At 66.2% G+C, this 22910-nt stretch carries 23 protein-coding genes; 11 read left to right on the forward strand and 12 right to left on the reverse strand.

The genetic code is table 11. From position 1 onward, the window contains the following. Positions 1-24: 24 nt before the first annotated feature. The 4 genes from LOM8899_RS18220 to LOM8899_RS18235 all read right to left on the reverse strand — a co-directional run bounded on the left by LOM8899_RS18220 (position 25) and on the right by LOM8899_RS18235 (position 3078). On the reverse strand, positions 25-807 hold the full coding sequence (locus LOM8899_RS18220; protein ID WP_093993690.1) for a phosphate/phosphite/phosphonate ABC transporter substrate-binding protein: 783 nt from the start codon (positions 805-807) through the stop codon (positions 25-27). Then, positions 804-1247: a tellurite resistance TerB family protein gene (locus LOM8899_RS18225; RefSeq protein WP_093993691.1), complete on the reverse strand. Its 444-nt coding sequence runs from the start codon at positions 1245-1247 to the stop codon at positions 804-806. Before LOM8899_RS18225 ends, LOM8899_RS18220 begins: the two co-directional genes overlap by 4 nt. Before the next feature lie 138 nt (positions 1248-1385). Continuing rightward, positions 1386-2288 (reverse strand): PhzF family phenazine biosynthesis protein, encoded by a 903-nt coding sequence (locus LOM8899_RS18230; RefSeq protein WP_093993692.1) that lies wholly within the window; start codon positions 2286-2288, stop codon positions 1386-1388. Next, the gene (locus LOM8899_RS18235) at positions 2281-3078 is read right to left on the reverse strand and encodes a 23S rRNA (adenine(2030)-N(6))-methyltransferase RlmJ (protein ID WP_093993693.1); all 798 of its coding nucleotides are present in this window, start codon (positions 3076-3078) and stop codon (positions 2281-2283) included. Before LOM8899_RS18235 ends, LOM8899_RS18230 begins: the two co-directional genes overlap by 8 nt. Positions 3079-3253: 175 nt before the next feature. Between LOM8899_RS18235 and LOM8899_RS18240 the strand changes: the two genes are divergently transcribed. Further along, positions 3254-4087 (forward strand): MipA/OmpV family protein, encoded by an 834-nt coding sequence (locus tag LOM8899_RS18240; protein WP_093993694.1) that lies wholly within the window; start codon positions 3254-3256, stop codon positions 4085-4087. A gap of 165 nt (positions 4088-4252) precedes the next feature. Here LOM8899_RS18240 and pyrG read toward each other — a convergent pair whose 3' ends face one another. Both pyrG and secG read right to left on the reverse strand, forming a co-directional pair. Further along, the gene (gene pyrG / locus LOM8899_RS18245) at positions 4253-5896 is read right to left on the reverse strand and encodes a CTP synthase (protein WP_093993695.1); all 1644 of its coding nucleotides are present in this window, start codon (positions 5894-5896) and stop codon (positions 4253-4255) included. Between the two features lie 164 nt (positions 5897-6060). Then, positions 6061-6417, reverse strand: coding sequence for a preprotein translocase subunit SecG (gene secG, locus LOM8899_RS18250; protein ID WP_093993696.1), 357 nt, complete (start codon positions 6415-6417; stop codon positions 6061-6063). A 138-nt stretch (positions 6418-6555) separates the two neighbouring features. Between secG and LOM8899_RS18255 the strand changes: the two genes are divergently transcribed. Continuing rightward, the gene (locus LOM8899_RS18255; protein WP_093993697.1) at positions 6556-7254 is read left to right on the forward strand and encodes a hypothetical protein; all 699 of its coding nucleotides are present in this window, start codon (positions 6556-6558) and stop codon (positions 7252-7254) included. Between the two features lie 51 nt (positions 7255-7305). On the opposite strand, the gene LOM8899_RS18260 is transcribed toward LOM8899_RS18255, so the two are convergent. After that, entirely contained in the window at positions 7306-7701 is a 396-nt protein-coding gene (locus LOM8899_RS18260; protein WP_093993698.1) for a DUF6524 family protein, read from the reverse strand. A gap of 143 nt (positions 7702-7844) precedes the next feature. On the opposite strand from LOM8899_RS18260, the gene LOM8899_RS18265 reads away from it, so the two are divergent. Both LOM8899_RS18265 and LOM8899_RS18270 read left to right on the forward strand, forming a co-directional pair. After that, entirely contained in the window at positions 7845-9137 is a 1293-nt protein-coding gene (locus LOM8899_RS18265; RefSeq protein ID WP_093993699.1) for an adenylosuccinate synthase, read from the forward strand. A 9-nt stretch (positions 9138-9146) separates the two neighbouring features. Beyond that, the gene (locus LOM8899_RS18270; RefSeq protein ID WP_093993700.1) at positions 9147-9386 is read left to right on the forward strand and encodes a DUF2842 domain-containing protein; all 240 of its coding nucleotides are present in this window, start codon (positions 9147-9149) and stop codon (positions 9384-9386) included. A gap of 8 nt (positions 9387-9394) precedes the next feature. Here the strand turns inward: LOM8899_RS18270 and LOM8899_RS18275 are convergent, their stop codons facing one another. Then, on the reverse strand, positions 9395-10246 hold the full coding sequence (locus LOM8899_RS18275) for an AraC family transcriptional regulator (RefSeq protein ID WP_093993701.1): 852 nt from the start codon (positions 10244-10246) through the stop codon (positions 9395-9397). Between the two features lie 162 nt (positions 10247-10408). Next, positions 10409-12928: a hypothetical protein gene (locus LOM8899_RS18280; RefSeq protein ID WP_133065068.1), complete on the reverse strand. Its 2520-nt coding sequence runs from the start codon at positions 12926-12928 to the stop codon at positions 10409-10411. Between the two features lie 146 nt (positions 12929-13074). Here LOM8899_RS18280 and LOM8899_RS18285 point away from each other — a divergent pair, with 146 nt between their 5' ends. After that, a complete protein-coding gene (locus LOM8899_RS18285) occupies positions 13075-13761 on the forward strand; it encodes a thiamine diphosphokinase (RefSeq protein WP_093993703.1) in 687 nt (228 codons plus the stop codon). Here LOM8899_RS18285 and LOM8899_RS18290 read toward each other — a convergent pair. The 3 genes from LOM8899_RS18290 to LOM8899_RS18300 form a co-directional block, all read right to left on the reverse strand. Next, complete coding sequence (locus LOM8899_RS18290) at positions 13706-14629, reverse strand: DMT family transporter (RefSeq protein ID WP_093993704.1); 924 nt, start codon at positions 14627-14629, stop codon at positions 13706-13708. The genes LOM8899_RS18285 and LOM8899_RS18290 overlap by 56 nt on opposite strands. A gap of 171 nt (positions 14630-14800) precedes the next feature. Beyond that, entirely contained in the window at positions 14801-16174 is a 1374-nt protein-coding gene (locus tag LOM8899_RS18295; protein ID WP_093993705.1) for an L-serine ammonia-lyase, read from the reverse strand. Continuing rightward, positions 16174-16839, reverse strand: coding sequence for a glutathione S-transferase family protein (locus tag LOM8899_RS18300; protein ID WP_093993706.1), 666 nt, complete (start codon positions 16837-16839; stop codon positions 16174-16176). Before LOM8899_RS18300 ends, LOM8899_RS18295 begins: the two co-directional genes overlap by 1 nt. 216 nt (positions 16840-17055) lie before the next feature. On the opposite strand from LOM8899_RS18300, the gene LOM8899_RS18305 reads away from it, so the two are divergent. From LOM8899_RS18305 to LOM8899_RS18330, 6 genes are all read left to right on the forward strand, one after another. Then, entirely contained in the window at positions 17056-17883 is an 828-nt protein-coding gene (locus LOM8899_RS18305; protein WP_093993707.1) for a sulfurtransferase, read from the forward strand. 184 nt (positions 17884-18067) lie between these two features. Beyond that, positions 18068-18856 carry a ribose-5-phosphate isomerase RpiA gene (gene rpiA, locus LOM8899_RS18310; protein WP_093993708.1) on the forward strand — a complete coding sequence of 263 codons (789 nt, stop codon included), beginning with the start codon at positions 18068-18070 and terminating at the stop codon, positions 18854-18856. Positions 18857-19042: 186 nt separating this feature from the next. Further along, positions 19043-20479 (forward strand): glutathione-disulfide reductase, encoded by a 1437-nt coding sequence (gene gorA / locus LOM8899_RS18315; protein WP_093993709.1) that lies wholly within the window; start codon positions 19043-19045, stop codon positions 20477-20479. An 83-nt stretch (positions 20480-20562) separates the two neighbouring features. Further along, on the forward strand, positions 20563-21750 hold the full coding sequence (gene hflK, locus LOM8899_RS18320) for an FtsH protease activity modulator HflK (protein ID WP_093993765.1): 1188 nt from the start codon (positions 20563-20565) through the stop codon (positions 21748-21750). Between the two features lie 3 nt (positions 21751-21753). Then, a complete protein-coding gene (hflC, locus tag LOM8899_RS18325; RefSeq protein WP_093993710.1) occupies positions 21754-22653 on the forward strand; it encodes a protease modulator HflC in 900 nt (299 codons plus the stop codon). Beyond that, complete coding sequence (locus LOM8899_RS18330) at positions 22654-22848, forward strand: DUF2065 domain-containing protein (protein ID WP_093993711.1); 195 nt, start codon at positions 22654-22656, stop codon at positions 22846-22848. Positions 22849-22910 lie beyond the last annotated feature (62 nt).

Raw genomic sequence — 22910 nt, forward strand, 5'->3', positions numbered from 1 at the left:
GCAACGGGCGGGCTTAACATTGCGCTAACCCGACGCCGACATGGGCGCGTTTGCGGTCATGGTAGCCGGTTCGGGAGGCAGCGGCAGGTCATAGGCCGCGACAGGCAGACGCACGATGCCGCGCAGGCCGGTGGCGTCCTTGTGCTCGGCAGGCATCGCCGCGATGGCGTCGCTGATCGCCGCGAAATAGGGAGCGGGGTCTTGGCCTCTGGCGGTGATAAAAGACTGGCCGGGCCTGCCCATGGTCTGGCCAAGGGGGCGCAGGCTTTGGGCCGGCTTGTCCCAGCGGCGGGCCATTGCCCATGTCACCGCATCAATCGCCGCCAGATCGGCAGCGCCGCTGGCGACGGCGGCGATGCTGGCCAGATGCGCCCCGGTCTGCAGGTGCGGGGTCAGCGTCAAGCCGCGTTCCGTGGCGTCGGCCACCGCGGAGCCCCAGCCCGAATGGGACATCGGATCGTTGAAGGCGAGGCGGTAGCCGGCGCAGTCCTCGACCCGCGTCGCGGGATCGTCGGCACGGACCACCCAGACGCTGCGGTAATAGCCCGGCGGAACAGCGTCGACGCCGTAATCGGCCGCGCCGATCAGCGTGACCCGATCCCGGTAGCGGGCGCGGTAGGGCAGGTTGCAAATCTGGCTCAGGACCAGATCGTCGCGGCCCCAGGCTTCCATGAAATGCGCCTCGTGGTCGAGCGCGTCCGGCGCGGCGAGGCCACGCTGCCGAAGCCCGTCACGGACCGCCGCCCACAGGGCGTCATAGGCCGCCCGCGTCTCGGGGCGGTCATACATCGGCAGGGTCGCGATCACGATTTGTCTGCTTCGACCCGCTGCCGCGCGAGGGCGCTTTCCTGATCGGTGACACCGAGCATCGGAGCGATCATCCGCAGCAGAGAATCCTCGTCGCTGTCGCGCACGCCGTCGGCCAGAACCACCTGCCACAGGGCTTCGATCACGCCGAGCCGGTCCTCGTAGGGCACCGCCTCCTTGATCGCGCGGGTGAAGCGGACGGTGTCGGGCGCCTCGTGCTCGATCGCTTCGGCATCGGCGCGCAGCTTGGCGGCATCGACGACCGAGAGGCCGTAGCGCTCAGCGGTGATCCGGTCGATCCGGGCGATCTCTTCGACCGAATATTCGCCGTCGGATTTGGCGATCCGGACCAAAAGGGCCGTCAACGCCAGACGGGCGTCGAGATCGGGCATGGGGGCGGGTTCTGGCGCCAGAAGGCGCGAAAGGAAATCAGCTATCATGACGGCCGATATAGGGCGAAGCCGCTGGCTGGAAAACCCCAAAGGGCATCACGGGATGAAGATGCCGAGGGGGCGCTGCCCCCCGCGCGTGCCGCGCGTCCCCCGGAGTTTTCCGGCCAAGATGAAGATGTGGAGGTCTCAGGCCTTTGGGGGGCTGATCTGGCCGTGGCTGATCCGGACGGCGGCGCCCTTGATCCGGACCTCTCCGATTGCGCCGTCGGAGCTTCGCGTGACCGTCAGCCCGATATCGGAGGGCCGGCCCATTTCGACGCCCTGACGCAAGGGGATCTCGGTGGTGCCGGGGCCGAGCTCACCGGCGGCCAGAAGCTGGGCGGCGAGGATCGCGCTGGCCGATCCCGTGGCGGGGTCTTCCGGGATGCCGGCGCCGGGCGAGAACATCCGGGCCTGATAGCCGCCGTCGGCGCTGGGCGTGTAGAGATAGGCCGAATCGACGCCGCCTGCCGCCATCAGCGCCGACCAGTCGGGCTCCATCGGGCGGGCGCGGGCCAGCGCGTCGGCATCCGCCACGGGGATGTAGAGGAAGGCCGGGCCTCCGGCCCAGACCCCTGGCGCATGGTTGCTAAAGCCGATCTCGGTCTCCGACAGGCCCAGAGCCGCCGCGCAGTCGCCGTTGCTGACCTGTCCGGGATGCGCATGCGGGATGACCGGGGCCACGAATTCCGCGCTCGTCCTGTCGCCGGTCTTGACCACGCGCACCGGCACGAGGCCGGCCTGTTCCTCGAGCTTGATGTCATGGACCCAGTCGCCGTCGCCCTGCGCCATCTGAGCCAGAAGGATCGCGCAACCGATGGTGGGATGACCGGCAAAGGGGATCTCGGCGGTGGGAAAGAAGATCCGCACTTCGGCGCTATGCGCCGGATCGGCCGGGCGGCGCACGAAGATCGTCTCGGATAGGTTGAATTCGCGGGCGATGGTCTGCATCTGCGCGGTGCTCAGGTGATCGGCGCCCAGCACAACGGCCAGCGGATTGCCCGCATAGGGCGCGGTGGTGAAGACGTCGAGCGTGTGGAAATCAATCATTTCGAGTGTCGTTCTGCTTCGTCAGCGTGGCGAATTGACGGGTCAGCGCCTGCGCCTGCTCGTGAAAGCCGTAGGGCGGGTTGACCACGAACAGACCCGAGCCGATCATCCGGTGCCCCTCGCGGACCGGAGGGAAGCGGACCTCGTGACAGACGGCGTCCGGCACGGCGGCCTCCAGCGTGCGGCGCATCGGGACATGCGGGGTGCCGACGAGGATCGGATACCACAGCGCGATCACCCCGACGGGCCATTTGCGATGCAGCTTGGCGACCAGACGGGGCAGGGCGGTATAGTCGTCCTTGATCTCGTAGGAGGGGTCGATCAGGCAAAAGCCCCGGCGCGGATCGGGCGGGCAGAGGGCGAGGGCCATCTCGGCGCCGTCGCGCTGCTGGATATGCGCCTCGGGCACCGCCTCGCGCAGGGCGGCGACCTCTTGGGGATGCAATTCGGCCAGATGGATGCGGTCACCGTCGCGGAGCATCCGGGCGGCGATTATGGGCGATCCGGGATAGGCGGTCGGGCCGTCGATGGCGCGGGTCTGGGCGAGGACCTCCGCATAGGGATGATCGGCGGCGAACCAGTCGGAGACGCGGGCGATCCCGGCGGCGGCCTCGCCTGTCTTGACCGCCTCGGCCGCGTCGAGCCGGTAGAGGCCGCGCCCGGCGTGCGTCTCGATATAGGTCATCGGTTTCGGCTTGGCCGTCATGTAGGAGAGCATCCACGCCAGCAGGCTGTGTTTGTGGACGTCGGCCAGATTCCCGGCATGATACATGTGCTGATATGACAGCATGGGCGCCCCTCCTGGATTCACTGCTGCCTATCCTCTGGGCAGGGACACCGCAAGGCATCGGCAATTTGGCATCACCGCCACGATAGAATGTTGCGTGCCCACCCGGAATGTTGTGCGGCGGTAAGGATCCATTAATCCTGATCGTCGAGGCTCGCCTCATCTGGGGAAGAAATATATGCGATTCGTTGCCGGCACCGCCTGCATTGCCACTCTTGCGGCCATCCTGTCCACGCCTCTGGGCGCTCAGGGGGAGGCCGAACCGACTCTGCTGATCGAGAGTGCGGGTGCGGGCGACGTGGTCGCGCCGGGGCGCAATCAATTGTCCTTTACCCTGGGGGCCGGCGCCTTGGTCCAGCCCGGCTATTTCGGCTCGGACGAGGTCGTTTTCGGCCCGACGGGGAGCCTCTCTGGCCTCTACCTTCGGTATAACGGCACCGAGTTCGGCTCGGCAGACCCGGATGCGATTGCCACCGGTTTCGGGTTTGGCGGCTCGCTGCGGTTCGTCGGCGAACGGTCGGCCGAGCTCTACCCGGAGCTTGCCGGGCTCGACAGCATCGACCCGGCGCTGGAGCTGGGCGGCGGGGTCAGCTATGCGCAGCCCGCGTGGCAGGTCTTTGCAGATCTGCGCTTCGGGATCGGCGGCCACGAGTCGGCTGTGGGCGAGGTCGGGATGGACCTGATCGTCCGGCCGACGGATGATCTGACGCTGACAGCCGGGCCGCGTTTCTTCCTCGGTTCGGACGACTATGCCGATACCTATTTCGGGGTCAGCCCGGCCGAAGCCGCGGCAAGCGGCTTTGACACCTACGAGGCACAGGGCGGACTGTTGTCGGCCGGGGTTGCGCTCGGGGCGAATTACGATCTGGGCGGGCCGTGGGGCCTGAACGGGCAGATCAGCTGGGAGCGGTTGCAGGGGGATGCGGCGAACAGCCCCATCGTGCTGCAAGGCTCCGCGGATCAATTCTCGGCAGGCATCGTGGCCACGCGGCGGTTCAGCCTCGAATTCTGAGGGGCGCGACGTGGCCGGCGAACTTGCCGGCACGATCAGGTCGGGACGGCCTCGACACGCGGCGCGCTCAGGCAGGCCCGGGCGAGCGATGCGCGCCAGCGGCGATCAGACCGGTTCCGACAGGACCGGCCCAAATCCAGACAGCCACAGCCGGATCGGCGGCGATCACACCAGCCGCGAGGTCTCGACCGCGGCGCGCACGAAATCGGCGAACAGCGGATGCGGCGCGAAGGGCTTTGACTTCAGCTCCGGATGGAACTGGACCCCGATAAACCACGGGTGATCCTTCCACTCGACGATCTCGGGCAGGCGACCGTCCGGCGACATGCCGGAAAAGCACAGACCCTTGGCCTCGAGCGCCTTGCGGTATTTCGTGTCGACCTCATAGCGGTGACGATGGCGCTCTTCGATGGCTGTCGATCCATAGATCTCGGCCACGTGGCTGCCGTCGACCAGCGTCGCGTCATAGGCACCGAGGCGCATGGTGCCGCCCTTGTCGTCGCCCACGGCACGCTGGACGGTATAGTTGCCCTGCACCCATTCCTTGAGGTGATAAACCACCGGCTCGAAACGCTTTTTCCCGGCCTCGTGGTCGAATTCCTCGGATCCGGCGCTGGCGATCCCGGCGACGTTGCGGGCGGCCTCGATGACCGCCATCTGCATGCCCAGACAGATGCCCAGATAGGGAATGCCGCGTTCGCGGGCGAATTGGGCGGCCTTGATCTTGCCCTCGGTGCCGCGCTCGCCAAAGCCGCCGGGCACCAGAATGGCGTGATAGCCCTGCAGATGCGGGGCGGGGTCTTCGCGGTCGAACAATTCGGCGTCGACCCATTCGACGCGCACACGCACCCGGTTGGCCATGCCGCCATGGGTCAGCGCCTCGGCGATGGATTTGTAGGCATCCTCGAGCTGGGTGTATTTGCCCACGATGGCCACGCGCACCTCGCCCTCGGCGTTGGTCAGGCGGTCCATCACGTCTTCCCAGCGGTCGAGATTCGGCTTTGGCGCGGGCGAAATGCCAAAGGCATCCAGAACCGCCTGATCGAGCCCCTGCTTGTGATAGGCCAACGGCGCCTCGTAGATCGACTTCAGGTCATAGGCGGCGATGACGGCATCCTTGCGGACGTTGCAGAACAGGCCGATCTTCTCGCGCTCCTTCTCCGGGATCGGATGTTCGGAGCGGCAGACGAGGATATCGGGCGCGATCCCGATGGAGCGCAGTTCCTTGACCGAGTGCTGCGTCGGCTTGGTCTTCAACTCGCCCGACGCGGCCAGATAGGGCAGCAACGTCAGGTGCATAAAGATGCACTGGCCGCGCGGCCGGTCATGGGCGAACTGGCGGATCGCCTCAAAGAACGGCAAGCCCTCGATGTCGCCGACGGTGCCGCCGATCTCGCAGAGCATGAAATCCACCTCGTCCTCGCCGATGGCGATGAAATCCTTGATCTCGTTCGTGACGTGGGGGATCACCTGAATGGTCTTGCCCAGATAGTCGCCGCGACGCTCTTTTTCCAACACGTTGGAATAGATGCGGCCCGACGAGACGGAATCGGTCTTGCGGGCGGCGACACCGGTAAAGCGCTCGTAATGGCCCAGATCGAGGTCGGTCTCGGCGCCGTCGTCGGTGACGAAGACCTCGCCGTGCTCGAAGGGGCTCATCGTGCCGGGATCGACGTTGAGGTAGGGGTCAAGCTTGCGCAACCGCACGGAAAATCCGCGCGCCTGCAACAGCGATCCCAAGGCCGCCGAGGCCAGCCCCTTGCCCAAGGAGGACACAACCCCGCCGGTAATGAAAATGAATCGCGCCATGGCAGGCCAGCCCCCGTGAAGTAGCAAATTTGAGTGGAGCCGCGCAGCGTCGGATGCGCGGTATCACGGGATTTAAGAATAGCCGGATTCGCCCCCGCAGCGCAACCGGTGCCGCAACATGATGTTGATCAAATGGCCCGGACGGCCATCTGTTGTGGCTTGGCTCAGTCTGCCTGTGGAACCAGCGGCGTCGCGTCGCCGCCCGTCGGTGGCAACAGGGCATCACCCAGATCGGGCAGCGCCGGGGCTGCCGGGGCAGGGGCATCGGTGATCCGGTCGACCACGGAGGCGCCGGCCGATTGTTCTGCTGCGATGATGGTGAGCGCGATCGAGGTGCAGATGAAGGCAATGGCGAGGATCCACGTCACCTTGCCCAGCGCCGTCGCCGCCGAGCGGCCCGAGACGACACCGCCGCCACCGCCGCCCATACCAAGCCCGCCGCCTTCCGACCGCTGCAAGAGCACCACGCCAATCAGCGAGAGCGCGAGGATCAGGTGAACGATCAGAACGACATTTTCCATCAGGTGCGGCCTTTGGTTTGCGACTGGGAGTATCTAGAAGCTGGATCGCGCCGACGCAACCCAGTTCTCGTTAGACTTTGCACCGGGCGCTCACTAGAATCACGCGGTGGGATGATACATCGAGTGGGGATTTCAATTATGTCGCGTGTTCTAGGCCTGAGCCTCGGTTTCGGCTCGATCGCTTTGGTCGCTGGCTGCACCTCCGGAGCCGGCCTCGCCGGCGATCCGGGGGCGATTGCGGTGGCGCAAGACCTCAACCCCGTGTTGTCCGTGCTCTCTGACGACACCATCAAGGATCTGACGCAGGATCAGGTGCCGTCGGGATTTGCCAACTATGGTGGCGGCGTGCTGATCCTCGGCGAGGTGCTGGGCCCGCTCGACGCGCCGCAGACGACCGGGGTCTCGGGCAGTCTCAACGCAACGGTCACCTTCGACGACGCCCAGACAGACGTGACCATCGGCGACCTGTCCTATTTCCAGTTGACCAGCGAAGCATCGCAGGATCAGACGCTCAGCCAGATCGACGGCAGCGATGTCACCCTCGTCTCGCCGGTGCAGGGCGGGTTTTCCGGGTCGGGCGACGTGCAGCTCGTCCCCGATGACGACGAGGTGCCGACCTTCGATTTGAACGGCTCGATGACCGGGACCAACCTCGCAGGGGACGTGTTCAACGTCTCCGGGCCGGTGACCGTGACGGCGGCCATCGGGGCGGAACCCTCCGGCGACACCGTCTTCGTGCTGCTCGGCGGCAGCGAACTGGATTCGCCGCACACCGCGACGATCAACGGCGCGCCCAGCGATCCGTTCCTCGCGCTGATCGGCGTCGGTACGGAATAGCGCGACAGGCCGGATGCGGCGGCACTAGGCCATCGCACCCGGCCGTGAGCGTCAGGGATCGTTGTCGTCCACTTCCAGCTGACCCGATAGGCGACGGAACAGGATGCTCCAATACATGCCCACGGCCAGAACGAGGCTCAGCGCGAACAGCGCCAGCCAGGTGTTGAGCGACGGATTGGCGAGGCTGATCACGCCCCGGTCGACGAGAACCCAGACGATGGCGCCGACGATGGCCAGCACCAGCAACATCCCGAACATCCCGATCGAACGCAGGGTCGCCGTCATATACACGATATAGGACACGGCGAGGATCAGCCCGCCCAGCACCACCAACGGCAATTGCGCGTCGAAATTCGCCAAGGCCCAATCGACATAGTTGAACTCGGTCGGGTTGTAGGTCGCGGCCAAGAGCACGAAGGCAAAGACCCAGCGCAGCAGAAATCCCATCGGGTTGATCCTCTTGTTTTGTTGCGGCGCACCATGGCGGGCCGGGGCGGGGCTGTCCAGCGGTGGCGGGGATGCAATATGCGGTTTCGCCCGCCGCGTGGCAGCGATATAGGAGGCGTCGAAAACTCTCCGAGGGGACAGATATGGCAAACGTGGTGGTCGTGGGCGCTCAGTGGGGCGACGAAGGCAAAGGCAAGATCGTTGACTGGCTGAGCGAACGGGCCGATGTCATCGCCCGGTTTCAGGGCGGTCACAACGCGGGCCACACGCTGGTCGTCGAAGGGGTCACCTACAAATTGCACGCGCTGCCCTCGGGCGTGGTGCGCGGGGGCAAGCTGTCGGTGATCGGCAACGGGGTCGTGCTCGACCCGTGGCACCTGATGAACGAGATCGAGACGATCCGCGCCCAGGGCGTGACGATCAGCCCCGAAACGCTGATGATCGCCGAGAACACGCCGCTGATCCTGCCGTTCCACGGCGAGCTCGACCGGGCGCGGGAAAGCCAGAACTCCGTCGCCAAGATCGGCACCACCGGGCGGGGCATCGGCCCGGCCTATGAGGACAAGGTCGGCCGCCGGGTCATCCGGGTCGCCGATCTGGCCGACGACGCCACGCTGGAATTGCGGGTCGACCGGGCGCTGGTGCACCACAATGCGCTGCGCAACGGGCTGGGGCTGACGCCCATCGACCGGGACGGGCTCTTGGCACAACTCCGCGAGATCGCGCCGAAGGTGCTGGAATACGCGGCCCCGGTCTGGAAAGTGCTCGACGAAAAGCGCAAGGCCGGCAAGCGGATCCTGTTCGAAGGGGCGCAGGGCGCGCTTCTCGACATCGACTTCGGCACCTATCCCTTCGTGACCTCCTCCAACGTGATCGCGGGGCAGGCGGCCACCGGCACCGGGATCGGTCCGGGGGCGATCGATTTCGTTCTGGGCATCGTCAAGGCCTATACCACCCGCGTCGGCGAAGGGCCGTTCCCGACCGAACTGCTCGACGAGGACGGGCAGCGGCTGGGCGAGCGGGGCCACGAATTCGGCACCACCACCGGGCGCAAGCGGCGCTGCGGCTGGTTCGACGCCACGCTGGTGCGGCAGACCTGCGTGACGTCCGGCGTGACCGGCATCGCGCTGACCAAGCTCGATGTGCTCGACGGCTTCGAGACGCTCAAGATCTGCACCGGCTACGAACTCGACGGCGAAGTGCTCGACTATCTGCCCACCGCCGCCGACCGTCAGGCGCGTTGCGTGCCGGTCTACGAGGAAATGCCGGGCTGGTCGGAATCGACCGAAGGGGCACGGTCCTGGGCCGATCTGCCCGCCGAGGCGATCAAATACGTGCGCCGGGTCGAAGAGTTGATCGGCGCGCCCGTCGCCCTACTCTCTACCTCGCCCAAGCGCGAGGACACGATCCTCGTGCGCGACCCGTTCGCCGACTGAGGAGTGCCCATGGCGCTGAGCCACAAAGCCAAGAAACGCTGGTCCCTGCTGATCCTGTTGGTGGGGATTCCACTCTATGTGCTGGTGGTCATGGGGGTCATGGGCTTTGTCTATGACACCTACGGGCAACCGCCGTTCCTTGTGGAACTGGCGATCTACGTGGGGCTGGGTGTGCTCTGGGCGATCCCGCTCAAGCGGGTGTTCATGGGGGTCGGGCAGGCGGATCCGAACGATCCGCCGCAGGACTGACCGGCGAACTACGCCTCCACGGGTATCCACAATTCGACCGGGCCGCTGCCGGTCTTGGGATCGAAACGTGCGTCATAGACCTCCAGCTCAGGGGCCGCGCGGGCGCTGAGCCCCGCCTTGGCCAAGCCGGTGTCGAAAATCGCCTGCATGGTCTGGTGCATCTCGCTGACATGCCCGTCATGGAGCCAGACCGCATAACGGCCCTCCGGCACCTTGAGCCGTGTCATCCCCTCCGGCACATCGGCGCCATGCGCGGTGGCAAAGCCCGCGATATAGCGAAACCCGTCTCCGCCGGTGGTGTCATAACTGATGCCAAAGGCGCAGGGCTCGGTCGGGGAAAGCTCGTCCTCTCGGGCGTTGAGCACGCTCCACAGGGCCGGGATCGTCGGGATGGTGCCAAACGTGAAACGGTCGGCCATGCCCGTGACCTCGAAACCGGGGCGGGAGTCGAGGCGCGGGGCGGGCAGGGCTTTTGCGGGTTGGGTCGACATGATGAAAGGCTCCGTCAGGGGAAGGGTGGCCAGGGGCGTGCCACGGCGCAAGGCCGACGGCTGACACCCGAAGGCCGAGGTGAACGCACGGGTGAAGGCCTCGTGCGAGTTATAGCCCGCGTCGAGGGCGACTTGGAGAATGTCGTCCGGTGTCGCGGCCAGACGTCTGGCCGCCTTGGTCAGGGTGCGGGCGCGAAGGTGGGCCATCGGTGACTGACCCGTCGCAAGGCGCATCGCCCGGATCAAATGGGCCGGGCTGACACCGCATCGTTTCGCCAATTGCTCCAGCGTCGGCGCCGGATCACGCGCGGATTCGATGTGCCACAGTGCTGTGACGATCAGAGAGGGAGGGCGAAACGGCTCTGTCATGGGACCGAAACTGGCACAGCGCCGGACGCAGCGCTTGATCGAAATTGATCGGGCCCGCAATTCTTTCGATTTCCAGCCCAATCGCCCCTCTAGCGGGCGTCTTCCCAAACGGAAAACGGGCTCCCGATGGGAGCCCGTTTGCGTCTTTGCTGTGGCGCAGGCTCAGCCTGCGCGGCGCTCCGGGTGGAACCGGGTCTCGTCCGAGATCTGGAACCGCCCGTTGCGGACCTTCTGGATGCGGCCTTCGCGCAGCAGCGTGCCGAAGGACCGCAGCCCGTCTTCGCGGCTGAACTCGTCCGATGTCTCGCGGACCTTGTTGATCAGCTGCGGGCGGGAGAAATCCTCGGACCCTTCGACAAAGGCGGTGTAGGCTGCCGCCGCTTCGAGAAGGTCGCCCAGCGAATGCGCGCCCATCTCTTCTGCGAAATCCGCAAAGGAACCGGCCTTGGCCGCAGCTTCGGCGGTGGCGGCTGCCGGGGCGGCAGGCTCGATGGCGACGCGGCGCGGCCGGACCGGAGCGACCGGCGCTTTCGGCGCGGCCTCGGCGGCGGGCATGTCGACCCGCTGTGCGGCGACCAGCTTGAGCGGTGCGGCGCGGGGCCGCTCGGTCCGGGCAGGGGCCGCCTGCGGACGGGAGGGGCGCACGACATCGCGCAGATCCTTGCGGAAGGCGTTCTCGACTTCGCCGTCGTCCTCGTCGGTTTCGCCCAGGCTGCGGGCGGCTTCCTTGGCGGCGACAGCGGCCTTGAGCTGGGCGATCGCCTCGCGGCGACGGTTCGAATCCGGCTCGTTCAGTTGCGCGTCGGCCTTGGACATGATCCGCGAAACGGCGGCCTCGTCCTCGTCCGGGCCGCTGAGCATCTGCACACGGCGGACGCGGCGCGGTGCCTGTTCGCTGGTTTCGGCCATCGCCACCGGCTCGTCTGCCGCCTCGGCTTCGGCGTCGGTGCTGACCTCTGCGGTTTCGGCGTCGTGGTCGGCAGCGGTATCGGCTGCCTCATCCGCGTCGGCCTCATCCGCATCGGCGGCGCCGTAGTTCTCTGCGATCTCCTCGGGTTGCACGGCCTCTTTTGCCAGACCCATTTCGCGCTCGACGGCAGCCAGTTCGGCCATCAGCTCGGCTTCGTCCTCGGCGGAGAGGTCCGAGGCTTCGTCGGCAGCCTCGTCCGCCATCGGCGCATCAAGCGTCTCGAGGTCGGCCAGGTCCTCTTCCGAGGCGATCTCGTCTTCCGGGCCAAAGGGCGTGTCCTCGGCGGAAACCTCGTCGAGCGGTGCCTCGTCGGACGCCACTTCCGCTGCGAACTCGTCGTCCGTCAGGGCATCGACATCGTCCTGCGCCGTGTCGTCGGACAGCGCGTCAGCCTCGTCCTCGTCCTCGTCCTGTGCGGAGAGGTCGACTTCGTCTGCCGCATAGGCGTCGATGGCGGGGTCTTCGGCGTCGAATACCGGGCTGTTTGACAGGGGCAGTGCGGCGCTGTCGTCTGCGTCGGCACCTGCGGCCGCATCGTCGGCTGCCGGGGCTTCGACCTCCGCGTCCAGCTGCCCACGGGCCACGGCGCGATCGAAATCGGCGCGGCGCATCTTGATGACGCGGGCGCGAACCGGTGCGGCCTTGGTCTCTGCATCCGAAGCCTGTGCATCCGAAGCCTGTGCATCGGTGGTCTGTGCATCTGTGGTCGCTGCCTCGTCGGACACGGCTTCGGCGGCTTGATCCTCGGCTGCGTCCTGCGTGCTCTCGTCAGAGGCGGCGGCGTCCTGTGCCGGCGCGTCGGCCATGCCACGGGTCAGGGCGGCAATCGCGGCGCGGTTGGCAACGGAGGGCATGGCGGGCATGTCGTCCTCTGCCGCCAGATCGCTGACCGACGGGGCGCTGGCCTGCTTGCTGACCACGGCGCGGATGCGTTGCAGTTTCGCGGCGACGCTGTCGGCATCGGGATGAGCGGGAACCTCGACCTTCGGGGCCGCGACAGGGGCCGGCTTTGGCGCATGCTCCACATAGACCTGCCGGGGGGCGGGGCGCGTGGCCGCAGGCGGCATCGCAACGGGGGCTTCCGGTTCGGCCGGGGCGTCGGCATCGCTCAGGAAGATGTCATCGTCGTCCAGCTCGGCGTCTTGGGCGGAAGCGGCCTCGGAATAGGTCTCCTCGTAGTCGTCCTCGTCCTCGTAGTCGTCGGCACTGGCGTCGGCATAAAAGCCGTCGTCGATGTCCTCGTCGGCAGAGGCATCGGCGGGCGCCGAAGCGACCGGCTCCGAAACCGCGAGCAGCGGGGAAGCCTCGGCCTCCGTTTCGGAGCCGGGAGTGGCTTCGGCCACGTCGGCCTCGGGATTGGCGGCAGCGTCCTCCCGGGCAGCATCGGTTTGGGCGGAAACCGGATCGGCAGGTGCCTCGGCCGGCGGATCAGACACGCGCCCGGCGTCGGGCAGGGCCTGACTGGCGCGCAGCACGATATCGGTGCCGTCGGTGCGGGCATCGACCCTGCGGGCAATCTCGCGCTCTGCGATTCGGGCCAGCATCTCCGCATCCGGGGTCGGTGGTTCGGCGCCGAAGTATCGGTCGTCCGCCGCCAGATCGCGGAAATACTCCGCAATCGCTTTCATCGTCGAAAAGGAATCATCGAACCCCTCGAGGGTGCACGAAAACGTTCCATATGAGACGGTGAGAATCTTACTCGTTCCAACCATGTTTCTGCTCGCTTCTTTCCAATCCCAGCAACACTGTGTTTACCATCCATTGGTTCGCAAACCGGAACAGGATCAGGTTATTGGAGGTATTATTTCGTGACCCTTTTAGGGCATGTTTCCAATTCGAGGCATAATCGGGCACCCCTATGACAATTGTTTCCAGAAATACGCCAGTGACGCTGGTAGGTGGATCTCAACTTAGCGACAATGACCTTACCATAGCCTTAAGTCTCGCCCCAACCCTAGTTGCGGCCGATGGCGGTGCTCAGACGGTTCTGGCCGCGGGGCTTCGGCCCGTCGCGGTGATCGGCGACATGGACAGCATCAGCGACGCCGCGCGAGAGGCCTTCGCCGATTTGCTCCACCCGGTGCCCGAACAGGAGACCACCGATTTCGACAAGGCGCTGCGTCACATCGCGGCACCGCTGGTCATCGCGCTCGGGGTGATGGGCGGTCGGCTCGATCACGAACTGGCGATGCTCAACGGTCTGGTCTGTCGGCCGGGGCAGAGGTGCGTGGCGCTCGGGGCCGGGAACGTGGTGTTCCTCTGCCCGCCGACGGTGCATCTCGACCTCGCCGCGGGGACACCGGTCTCGCTGTTTCCGATGGGGCCGGTGCAGATGCGGTCCGAGGGGCTGGAATGGCCGACCGACGGGCTGCACTTCGCCCCCTCCGGTCGGATCGGCACGTCGAACGCGGCCAGGGGGGCGGTCCGGCTCCGGCCCGACGGCCCCGGAATGCTGGTCATCCTGCCGCGGGAAGAGCTCGCAGAGGTCGTCAGGGCGCTACAGGCGCCGGAAGCTTGCGAGACATGGCCCGCTCGCGGTGGATGATATAGAGGCCCGAGGCGATGGTGATCGCGATGCCAAGAGCGGCCAGACCGTTGGGCAGCGCCTGAAAGACCAGCCATCCGATCAGGGTGCTGAACGGGATCTCCAGATATTGCATCGGGGCGAGCGTGGCCGAAGGGGCAAAGCGCAGCGACCAGGTCATGAACAGATGTGCCCCGCAGCCCAACAGCCCCATCGCCGCCAAGAGCCACAGGGTGCCCGCGTCGAGCTCAGGCACCGCCGCCAAGGGGGCGCCGGGCCATAGCAGAAGGGCAGGGACAAGCAGGACAATCGCCTGAGCGCCGCTGATAGCCTGCAAGGCGATCGGATCGAACTGTCGGGCGACGACCCGGGTCACCAGCATGAAGAGGGCAAAGACGATCGCCACGCCAAGGGGAAGCAGGGCCGGCCAACCCACTTGGGCGAAGTTGGGCTGAATGACGAGCAAGGTCCCGACAAAGCCGACGGCGCAGGCGGCAAGGCGATGCGGACCGACATCCTCGGCCAGCACGAACTTGCCCAGCAGCAGCATGATGAAGGGCATCACAAAGGCGATGGCCACGGCATCGGCCAGCGGCAAATACTGCAACGCACTGAACATCAGGCCCATGCCGGCCATATGAAGCAACGTGCGCAGGGCGAGCAGGGCAAACACCCGGGGCGTGCAGCGGACCGACATGCGTGTGACGATCACGATGGGAAGCAGCAGGACAAGCTGCGCCGCGAAGCGCACCAGAACCAGCACCGAAATCGGAACCGTGCCGCCCAATAGCTTGGCCAAGGCATCGCCCAACGGGGCCAAAATGCAAAACCCAAGCATCAGGGCAATGCCCAGCATCGGGCGATCGAGGGTCGTATCTGGCTTTACCATCCGGTCACCCTAGAACCGGCTCCGACGCGCGGCAAGTGGCCTCACAGACCCCCGAAATCGCACCCCGAGAACGAGGGCGCAGCACCCATCTTCTTTGGGTCGAAAATATCCCCGCCGGAGGCATCCGACAGGGGCCAGACCCGCCTCGGGCGGGCAGGAGCGCCCCGCACCTCAGCAGTTCGGGACGTTCACCGCCAGGCCACCCAGCGCCGTCTCCTTATACTTTTCGCTCATGTCGGCGCCGGTCTGGCGCATGGTCTCGATGGCGGCATCGAGCGGGACGAAATGGGTGCCGTCCCCGCGCAGGGCAAGGCTCGCCGCCGACACCGCCTTGATCGCGCCCAGCCCGTTGCGTTCGATACAGGGCACCTGCACGAGGCCGCGGACCGGATCGCAGGTCATGCCCAGATGATGCTCCAGGGCGATCTCGGCGGCGTTCTCCACTTGCTCGGGGCTGCCACCCATCACCGCACAGAGACCGGCGGCGGCCATCGCGGCGGCACTGCCCACCTCGGCCTGACAGCCCGCCTCGGCGCCCGAGATCGAGGCGTTGAACTTGACCAGCCCGCCGATGGCGGCGGCGGTCAGCAGGAAATCGGCCACCTTGGCGGGGCTGGCACCGGGCACGAAATCGAGCCAGTAACGGATCGTCGCGGGAACGACGCCGGCGGCACCGTTTGTGGGGGCCGTCACTACCTGACCGCCGGCGGCATTCTCCTCGTTGACGGCCATCGCATAGGTCGACATCCAGTCGTTGATCGTATGCGGGGCGGTCATGTTCAGGCCGCGCTCGGCCTGCAACTTCTCGTGGATCGCCATGGCGCGACGCTTGACCTTCAGGCCGCCGGGCAGAATGCCATCGGTGGTCAGGCCACGGTCGATGCAGGCGTTCATCACCTCCCAGATGCGGGTCAGGCCCTTGTCCAGATCGGCGGCGCTCCGGCGCGACAGCTCGTTGGCGCGCTTCATCCCGGCGATGGTCAGGCCGCTGGCGGCGGCCATCTGCAACATCTCGGCGGCGCTCTTGAACGGGTAGGGAACGGGCGGGCCGTCGTCGGTGTCCTTGCCCGCCGCCAGTTCGGCCTCGGTCAGCACAAAGCCGCCGCCGATGGAGTAGTAGGTCACCTGGGTGATCACGTCGCCCTGGGCGTCGGTCGCCTTGAGGATCAGGCCGTTGGCATGGCCGGGCAGGTTCGGACCATAGTCAAATACCAGATGCTCGGCCGGGTCAAAGACCAGCTCGGGCAGGCCGTCGGGGCTGACGGTGTGCTCGGCCTTGATCCGGGCCAGTTCGGCCTCGGCCCTTTCGGCGTCGTAATCGTCGGCGCGAAACCCGGCGAGGCCGAGGATCACCGCCCGGTCCGTCGCATGGCCGACGCCCGTGAAGGCGAGCGAGCCGTGCAGCGTCGCCCGCAGGCCCGCCACCGAAAAGGGCAGGCCGCGCAGATGGTCCAGAAACCGGGCCGCCGCGACCATCGGGCCGATGGTGTGCGACGACGACGGGCCGACGCCCACCTTGAACATGTCAAAGACAGAGAGGAACATCAGACAGCACTTCCTTCGGGAGGATTGGGCAGACGAGGATCGGAAAACGGGGCCGGGCCAAGGCCCTCGGCGCGGGCCGCGGCCAGCGCGGCGGGGGTGGTCTCGAACGCCGCCGCCATCGCCCGCAGGGCAGGCCAGCGGGCCAGATCCAGCGCAGGCTCGGCCTCGGCATAGATCACCGCCCAGCGCAGCAGGGGGGCCAGATAGCACCGGGCCAACGTCGACGCATAGGCCTGCGGTGCGGCCTCGACCAGATCGAGTTGGGCGGCAAGGCGGGCGAGGGCGTTGGCGCGGATATCCTTCGGGTCAGAGCCGTAGAGATGCGGATAAAAGCAAGTGCGCAGGGTCGGATGCAGCGTGTTGGCCATCCAGAACAGCCACGTCAGCGCCGGGCCTCGGTCAGGCGCGTCCGGGACGGGAAACATCTGACCGGGGCGCTGATCGGCAAGCCACAACAGGATGGCGCCGGTCTCGAACAGGGCACCCTGCGGGGTCTCCAGCACCGGGATCAGCCCGTTGGGATTGAGCGCCAGATAGGCCGGTGCCTTGTGGCCATGACGGCGGCGGTCGACCAGAGCGGTCTCATAGGCAAAGCCGCCCGCCTCCAGCGCGAGGCGGATGCAGAGCGAGGCGTTGTCGGGGGCGTAATGCAGGCGCAGGGTCATGGCGCGACCCTACACCGGCCCCAACCGGAGGTCGGCACGAAAACGACCAGTCAGACGAAAATCGCGCAACGAATGACGGCGCGGCGGGCGGCGTGACATCATGACGGGGCAGGCAGGGTTTCAAAACAACGGCACTCCTGTCTAAACTATCAAGACGCCCCTGACAGACGCCAGCGACAGGGCTGGACGGCGACGCAGGGCAAGCCGGAGGACAGCATGGGCAACTTGGTCGATACCGACTGGCTGGCGGCACATATCGACGACCCGGACCTGCGACTGATCCAGATCGGCTGGGAGGGGCTGACGGCCTACGAGGCCGGGCATATTCCGGGGGCGGTCGGCTGGAACTGGAAAGCGGCGCTTTGGGATCCGTTCGAGCGTCAGTTTCCGACCGACGCCGATTTCTGTGCCCGGATGGGGGCGGCGGGGATACACGCGGGCTCGACCGTGGTGATCTATGGCGTGCCGGTGCAATTCGGAACCTATGCATGGTGGGTGCTGCGGCTCGCCGGACATGCGGACGTGCGGCTGCTGGACGGCGGACAGGTCAAATGGGAGCGTGAGGGCCGGCCGATCACAACCGACAGGCCAGAGATCGCCCCGGTCCGCTACGAGTTGGGTATGAAGCAACCCGATCTGCGGGCCGGGCGGGATGACGTGCTCAACGCGCTGGGCGATCCCGACTGGCTGATCCTCGATCACCGCTCGGCCGAGGAATACAACGGCGAACGGGTCGGTGTGCCGGGCAAACCAGACGTCGGGGCCGAGCGGGCCGGACGGATTCCGGGGGCCGTGCATTTGCCTTTCGAGGCGCTTCTGAACGACGACACCAGCTTTCGGTCGCGCGAGGAGCTTGCCGAAATCGTCGGGGCGCATGTGGGCGACGCGGACCAGAAGATCATCTGCTATTGCAGGCTGTCGCACCGGGCGACCCTGGCGAGCTTTGCGATGACCGAGCTTCTGGGGTTTCGCAATGTGCGGGTCTATGACGGATCCTGGACCGAATGGGGCAGCATGGTGGGCATGCCGATCGAGCGGGACTGACCGTTGATCGGGGCCGCGGGGTGGCGTCAGGCTCGCATGGTTTGGGCGGTCCGGCAGCATGGCGAGGCGGCGCGCTGGCGAGCGCGCAAAATCCGTTAACAGATTCCTGCCAAAGCCCCTCGCGCCAAAGCCACATCTTACCTATAAGACAGCCAACATTTTTGAACCGAACAAGGCGCATCTCATGACTGGCGAGCTTTCCCCCATCGACAAGGCCAAATTCGTGGCGGCCAAGCGGGCGACGCAATATGTCGAAACCGGCATGCGGGTCGGGCTCGGCACCGGCTCCACGGCGGCATGGCTGGTGCGGTGCCTCGGCGAAATGGTGCGCGACGAAGGTCTGCGGATCAAGGGCGTGCCGACGTCGAGCCGGACGGCGGCGTTGGCCCGGGACGTAGGCATCGAGGTGATCTCGCTCGACGAGGCGAAATGGCTCGACGTGACCATCGACGGGGCCGACGAATACGACAGCAACCTGAACCTGATCAAGGGCGGCGGCGGGGCGCTGTTGCAGGAAAAGATCGTCGCCACGGCCAGCGACCAGATGGTGGTGATCGCCGATATCAGCAAACAGGTCGAGACGCTCGGGGCGTTCCCGCTGCCCATCGAAGTGATCCCCTTCGGCTGGCAGACCACCAAGGCGCTGGTCGAAGAGACCTTGATCAGCATGGACGTGCTGGGCCGGACCACGACCCTGCGGATGAACGGCGAGGTGCCCTTCGTCACGGACGAGGGCAACCACATCATCGACCTGCACCTGAACCGGATCGGCCATGCACGGCAGCTCAGCCTCGTGCTCAACCAGATCCCCGGGGTCGTCGAGAACGGGCTGTTCATCGACATCTGCGACGTGGTCGTCATCGGTTACGGCGACGGCAAGGTCGAGGTGCGCGACGTGAACAAGGGCTCGGTCGAGGAGGAGAAGTTCGATTTCCTCGAAGACGAGAACCTGTTCGGCGACATATCTGATTGAGGGCGCGGGTGGCGGCCGGGCTGGGGGCTCTGCCCCCCGCGCGTGCCGCGCGTCCCCCGGAGTTTTCCGGCCAAGATGAAGGGGAGGGGCGGATGACGATCACGGCCCTGTGCCTTGGCGGCGCATCCTCTGGCAATCCGGGCGGGGCTGTGGAATACCCTCTCCGAAGCATCAGGAGGGCGTCTTGTGACCACATTCGACTATGATCTGTTTGTCATCGGCGGCGGCTCCGGCGGCGTGCGCGCGGCGCGCGTGGCGGCGGCGACCGGTGCCAAGGTCGGTCTGGCCGAGGAAAGCCGCATGGGTGGCACCTGTGTCATCCGCGGATGCGTGCCCAAGAAGCTGATGGTCTTTGCCTCGTCGTTCCGCGAGATGATCCCCGAGGCCCGCGCCTACGGCTGGGATCTGTCCGACGGCGCGTTCGAATGGGCGCCGTTCCATGCCAAGCTGAACGACGAACTGGACCGGCTGGAGCAGGTCTATCGCCGCCTTCTGGACGGGTCGGGCGTGGAGATGCACGATTGCCGCGCCACTCTGGTCGATGCCCATACCGTCAAGCTGGCCGACAAGGAGGTGACTGCCAAGCACATCCTGATCGCCACCGGCGGCCACCCGGTCCGCCCGGAGCTGAGCCATGCCGAGCTGGGCATGGTGTCGGACGACATCTTCAACATGGCGGCGCTGCCCAAGAGCGTGCTGATCATCGGCGGCGGCTATATCGCCTGCGAATTTGCCTGCATTCTCAACGGGCTCGGGGTCGAGGTGACGCAGTATTACCGGGGCGCCCAGATCCTGCGCGGTTTCGACGAGGAAGCCCGCGGCCTGATCGCCGAGGCGATGATCGAGGCCGGGATCGATCTGCACCTGGGCACCAATATCGTCGAGATGCGCCCGGCCAGCGAGGCCGAGGCCACCGATATGGGGATGCCCGCCGAAGAGCTGACCACACATGTCAAGGGCGAGGCCGCCGCGCCGCAGCCCGGCCCGGCCTGGGTCAAATCGACCAACGGGGCCGAGAAGGTCTTTGACCGGGTGCTGTTTGCCACCGGGCGTCAGGCCAATACCGAGGGGCTCGGGCTCGAGGAGATCGGCGTCGAGACCGGGCGCCGCGGCGAGATCGTGGTGGACGAGTATTCGCAGACGGCGGTGCCGTCGATCTATGCCATCGGCGACGTGACCGACCGGGTCAACCTGACCCCGGTGGCGATCCGCGAGGGCATGGCCTTCGTCGAGACGGTGTTCAAGGGCAACCCGACCCCCGTCGATCACGAGCTGATCCCGTCGGCGGTGTTTACCCAGCCGGAGCTGGGCACCGTGGGGCTGACCGAAGAGCAGGCGCGCGACCAGGAGCCGGTCGACATCTACTGCACCTCGTTCAAACCGATGCGGACCGCCTTTGCGGGCAAATCCGACAGGGTGCTGATGAAGCTGGTGGTTTCCAAGGAAACCCGCAAGGTTCTGGGCTGCCACATCGTCGCACCCGAGGCCGGAGAGATGATCCAGCTGGCCGGGATCGCGGTGAAGATGGGGGCAACAAAAGAAGACTTCGACCGGACCGTGGCGGTGCACCCGACCATGTCCGAAGAACTCGTAACGATGCGCGATCCTGTCAGGAGCGCTTGAATTCGGGCGCTTTACGCCCAATTAAGACCGTAAGAGCGTCCATCTTGCAGGCGCTGGTGAACACGAAGGGAAAGACAAGCTTCATGGCTGGTAATAACGGAGGTCCCTGGGGTGGCGGCGGCGGTGGCCGGGGCCCGGACGACGATGACGACAAAGGCAACCGGCCCCTGGGAGGGCGCAGGCCGGGTCAGGGCGAGGGGCCGCAAATCCCCGAGATCGACGATCTGGTCAACAAGGGGCGCGAACAACTGCGCGTCCTGATGGGCGGCGGCGGCAACCGGGGCGGCATGAACGGCGGCAGCGGCGGTCCGACCGGGCCCAAGCTGACTCGCGGGACCGTGGGTCTGGGCCTGCTGGCGGCTGTGCTTCTTTGGGGCTTCATGTCGTTCTACACGGTGCGGCCCGAAGAGCAGTCGGTCGAGCTGTTCCTTGGCTCCTACTCTTCGACGGGAGAGCCGGGCCTGAACTTCGCGCCCTATCCGTTCGTCACCTACGAAGTCGTCAACGTGACCTCCGAGCGGACCGAAAGCATCGGCACCGGCGGGCTTCGCAGCGACAACACCGGCCTGATGCTGACCACGGATGCGAATATCGTGGACATCGGATTTCAGGTGGTCTGGAACGTGAACGATCCGGCAAAGCTGTTGTTCAACCTCTCGGATCCGCAGCAGACCGTGCAGGCGGTGTCTGAATCGGTGATGCGCGAAATCATCGCAGCCTCGACCCTGGCACCAATCCTCAACCGGGACCGGGGTCTGATCGCCGACACCGCGCGGGAGAACATCCAGGCCACGGTGAACGAATACGACGCGGGCATCAACATCGTCCGGGTCAACCTCGCCAAGGCCGACCCGCCGGCCGAGGTCATCGACAGCTTCCGTGAAGTGCAGGCCGCAGAGCAAGAGCGCGACCGTCTGCAACGGACGGCCGACGCCTATGCCAACCGGGTTCTCGCCGAGGCCCGTGGTCAGGCGGCCCAGATCATCGAAGAGGCCGAGGGCTACCGCGCCCGCGTCACCAACGATGCGCTTGGTCAGGCCAGCCGGTTCAGCGCCATTCTGGCCGAGTATCAGAACGCCGAAGACGTCACCCGTCGCCGTATCTATCTCGAAACGATGGAACGTGTGCTGGGTGGTGTGACCAAGATCATCCTTGATCCGTCCGTCTCCGGCGGCTCCGAGGGCGGCACCGGGGTTGTCCCGTTCCTGCCTCTCAACGAGCTGGTGCGTGACAACAACGCGGCTGCCGCCGCTACGACGCAGGGGAACTAAGACATGAACAAAGCAGCATATCTCCTCCCCGCACTGGTCGTCGTGATCGCTGGTTTCCTGTCGTCCATCTATGTGGTCGACGAACGGGAAAAGGCGCTGGTGCTCCAGTTCGGTCAGATCGTGACCGTCAAGGAAACGCCGGGTCTCGGCTTCAAGATCCCGCTGATCCAGGAGGTCGTGAAGTATGACGACCGGATCCTGTCGCTCGACACCGACACCATCGAGGTGACACCTTCGGACGACCGTCGTCTGGTGGTGGACGCTTTCGCCCGGTATCGGATCGCCAATGTGGTGCAATTCCGGCAAGCGGTCGGCGTTGGTGGTCTTCGGACGGCAGAAGACAGGCTGGGCGACATCCTCAACTCGCAGATCCGCGAAGTGCTGGGTGCCGATCAGGTCACGTCCGACACCATCCTCTCGCAAGAACGGCGGGTTCTGATGAACCGTATCCGCGACCAGTCCCGGGCTCAGGCACTCAGCCTCGGCCTCGACGTGGTCGACGTGCGGCTCAAGCAGACCAACCTGCCCGATCAGAACCTCGACGCGACCTTCGCCCGGATGCGGGCCGAACGGGAGCGGGAGGCCGCCGACGAGATCGCCCGTGGTAACGAAGCCGCGCAGCGGGTTCGGGCGCTTGCCGACCGGACCGTGACCGAGACCATCTCCGAGGCAGAGCGGGACGCGCAGATCACCCGCGGTGAGGCCGACGCGCTGGCGTCGAACACCTTCGCCACGGCCTTTGGCGAAGACCTCGACTTCTTCGACTTCTACCGGTCGATGCAGGCGCTGGAGCGGTCTTTGCAAGGGTCGAATTCGACCATGCTGCTGTCGCCGGAAAGCTCGTTCCTGTCTTATCTGGGTGACGACACGCCCGTCGGACAAGGCGAGACGGGTCAACAGTAAATGGGCACCGCGCTCTTTGCGCTCGGGCTCGTATTAGTGGTGGAGGGGCTGGCCTGGGCGCTGGCCCCTTCTTCCATTGAGGCGATGCTCGAGGCGTTGCGACGGCTGGGGCTGGATCAGCGCCGGCTGGTCGGGCTCGGCGCCGTGGCGGCCGGGGTGGCGCTCATCTGGGCGGCACGCGGGCTTGGGATCTAGACGAAGTCTCAACCTCGCGCCGCATTAGGCGCAGGTTTCGGATCGCCCGAGGCGGTCGCACA

The sequence above is a fragment of the Flavimaricola marinus genome (assembly GCF_900184895.1).
In the GTDB taxonomy this organism is placed as follows: Bacteria; Pseudomonadota; Alphaproteobacteria; order Rhodobacterales; family Rhodobacteraceae; genus Flavimaricola; species Flavimaricola marinus.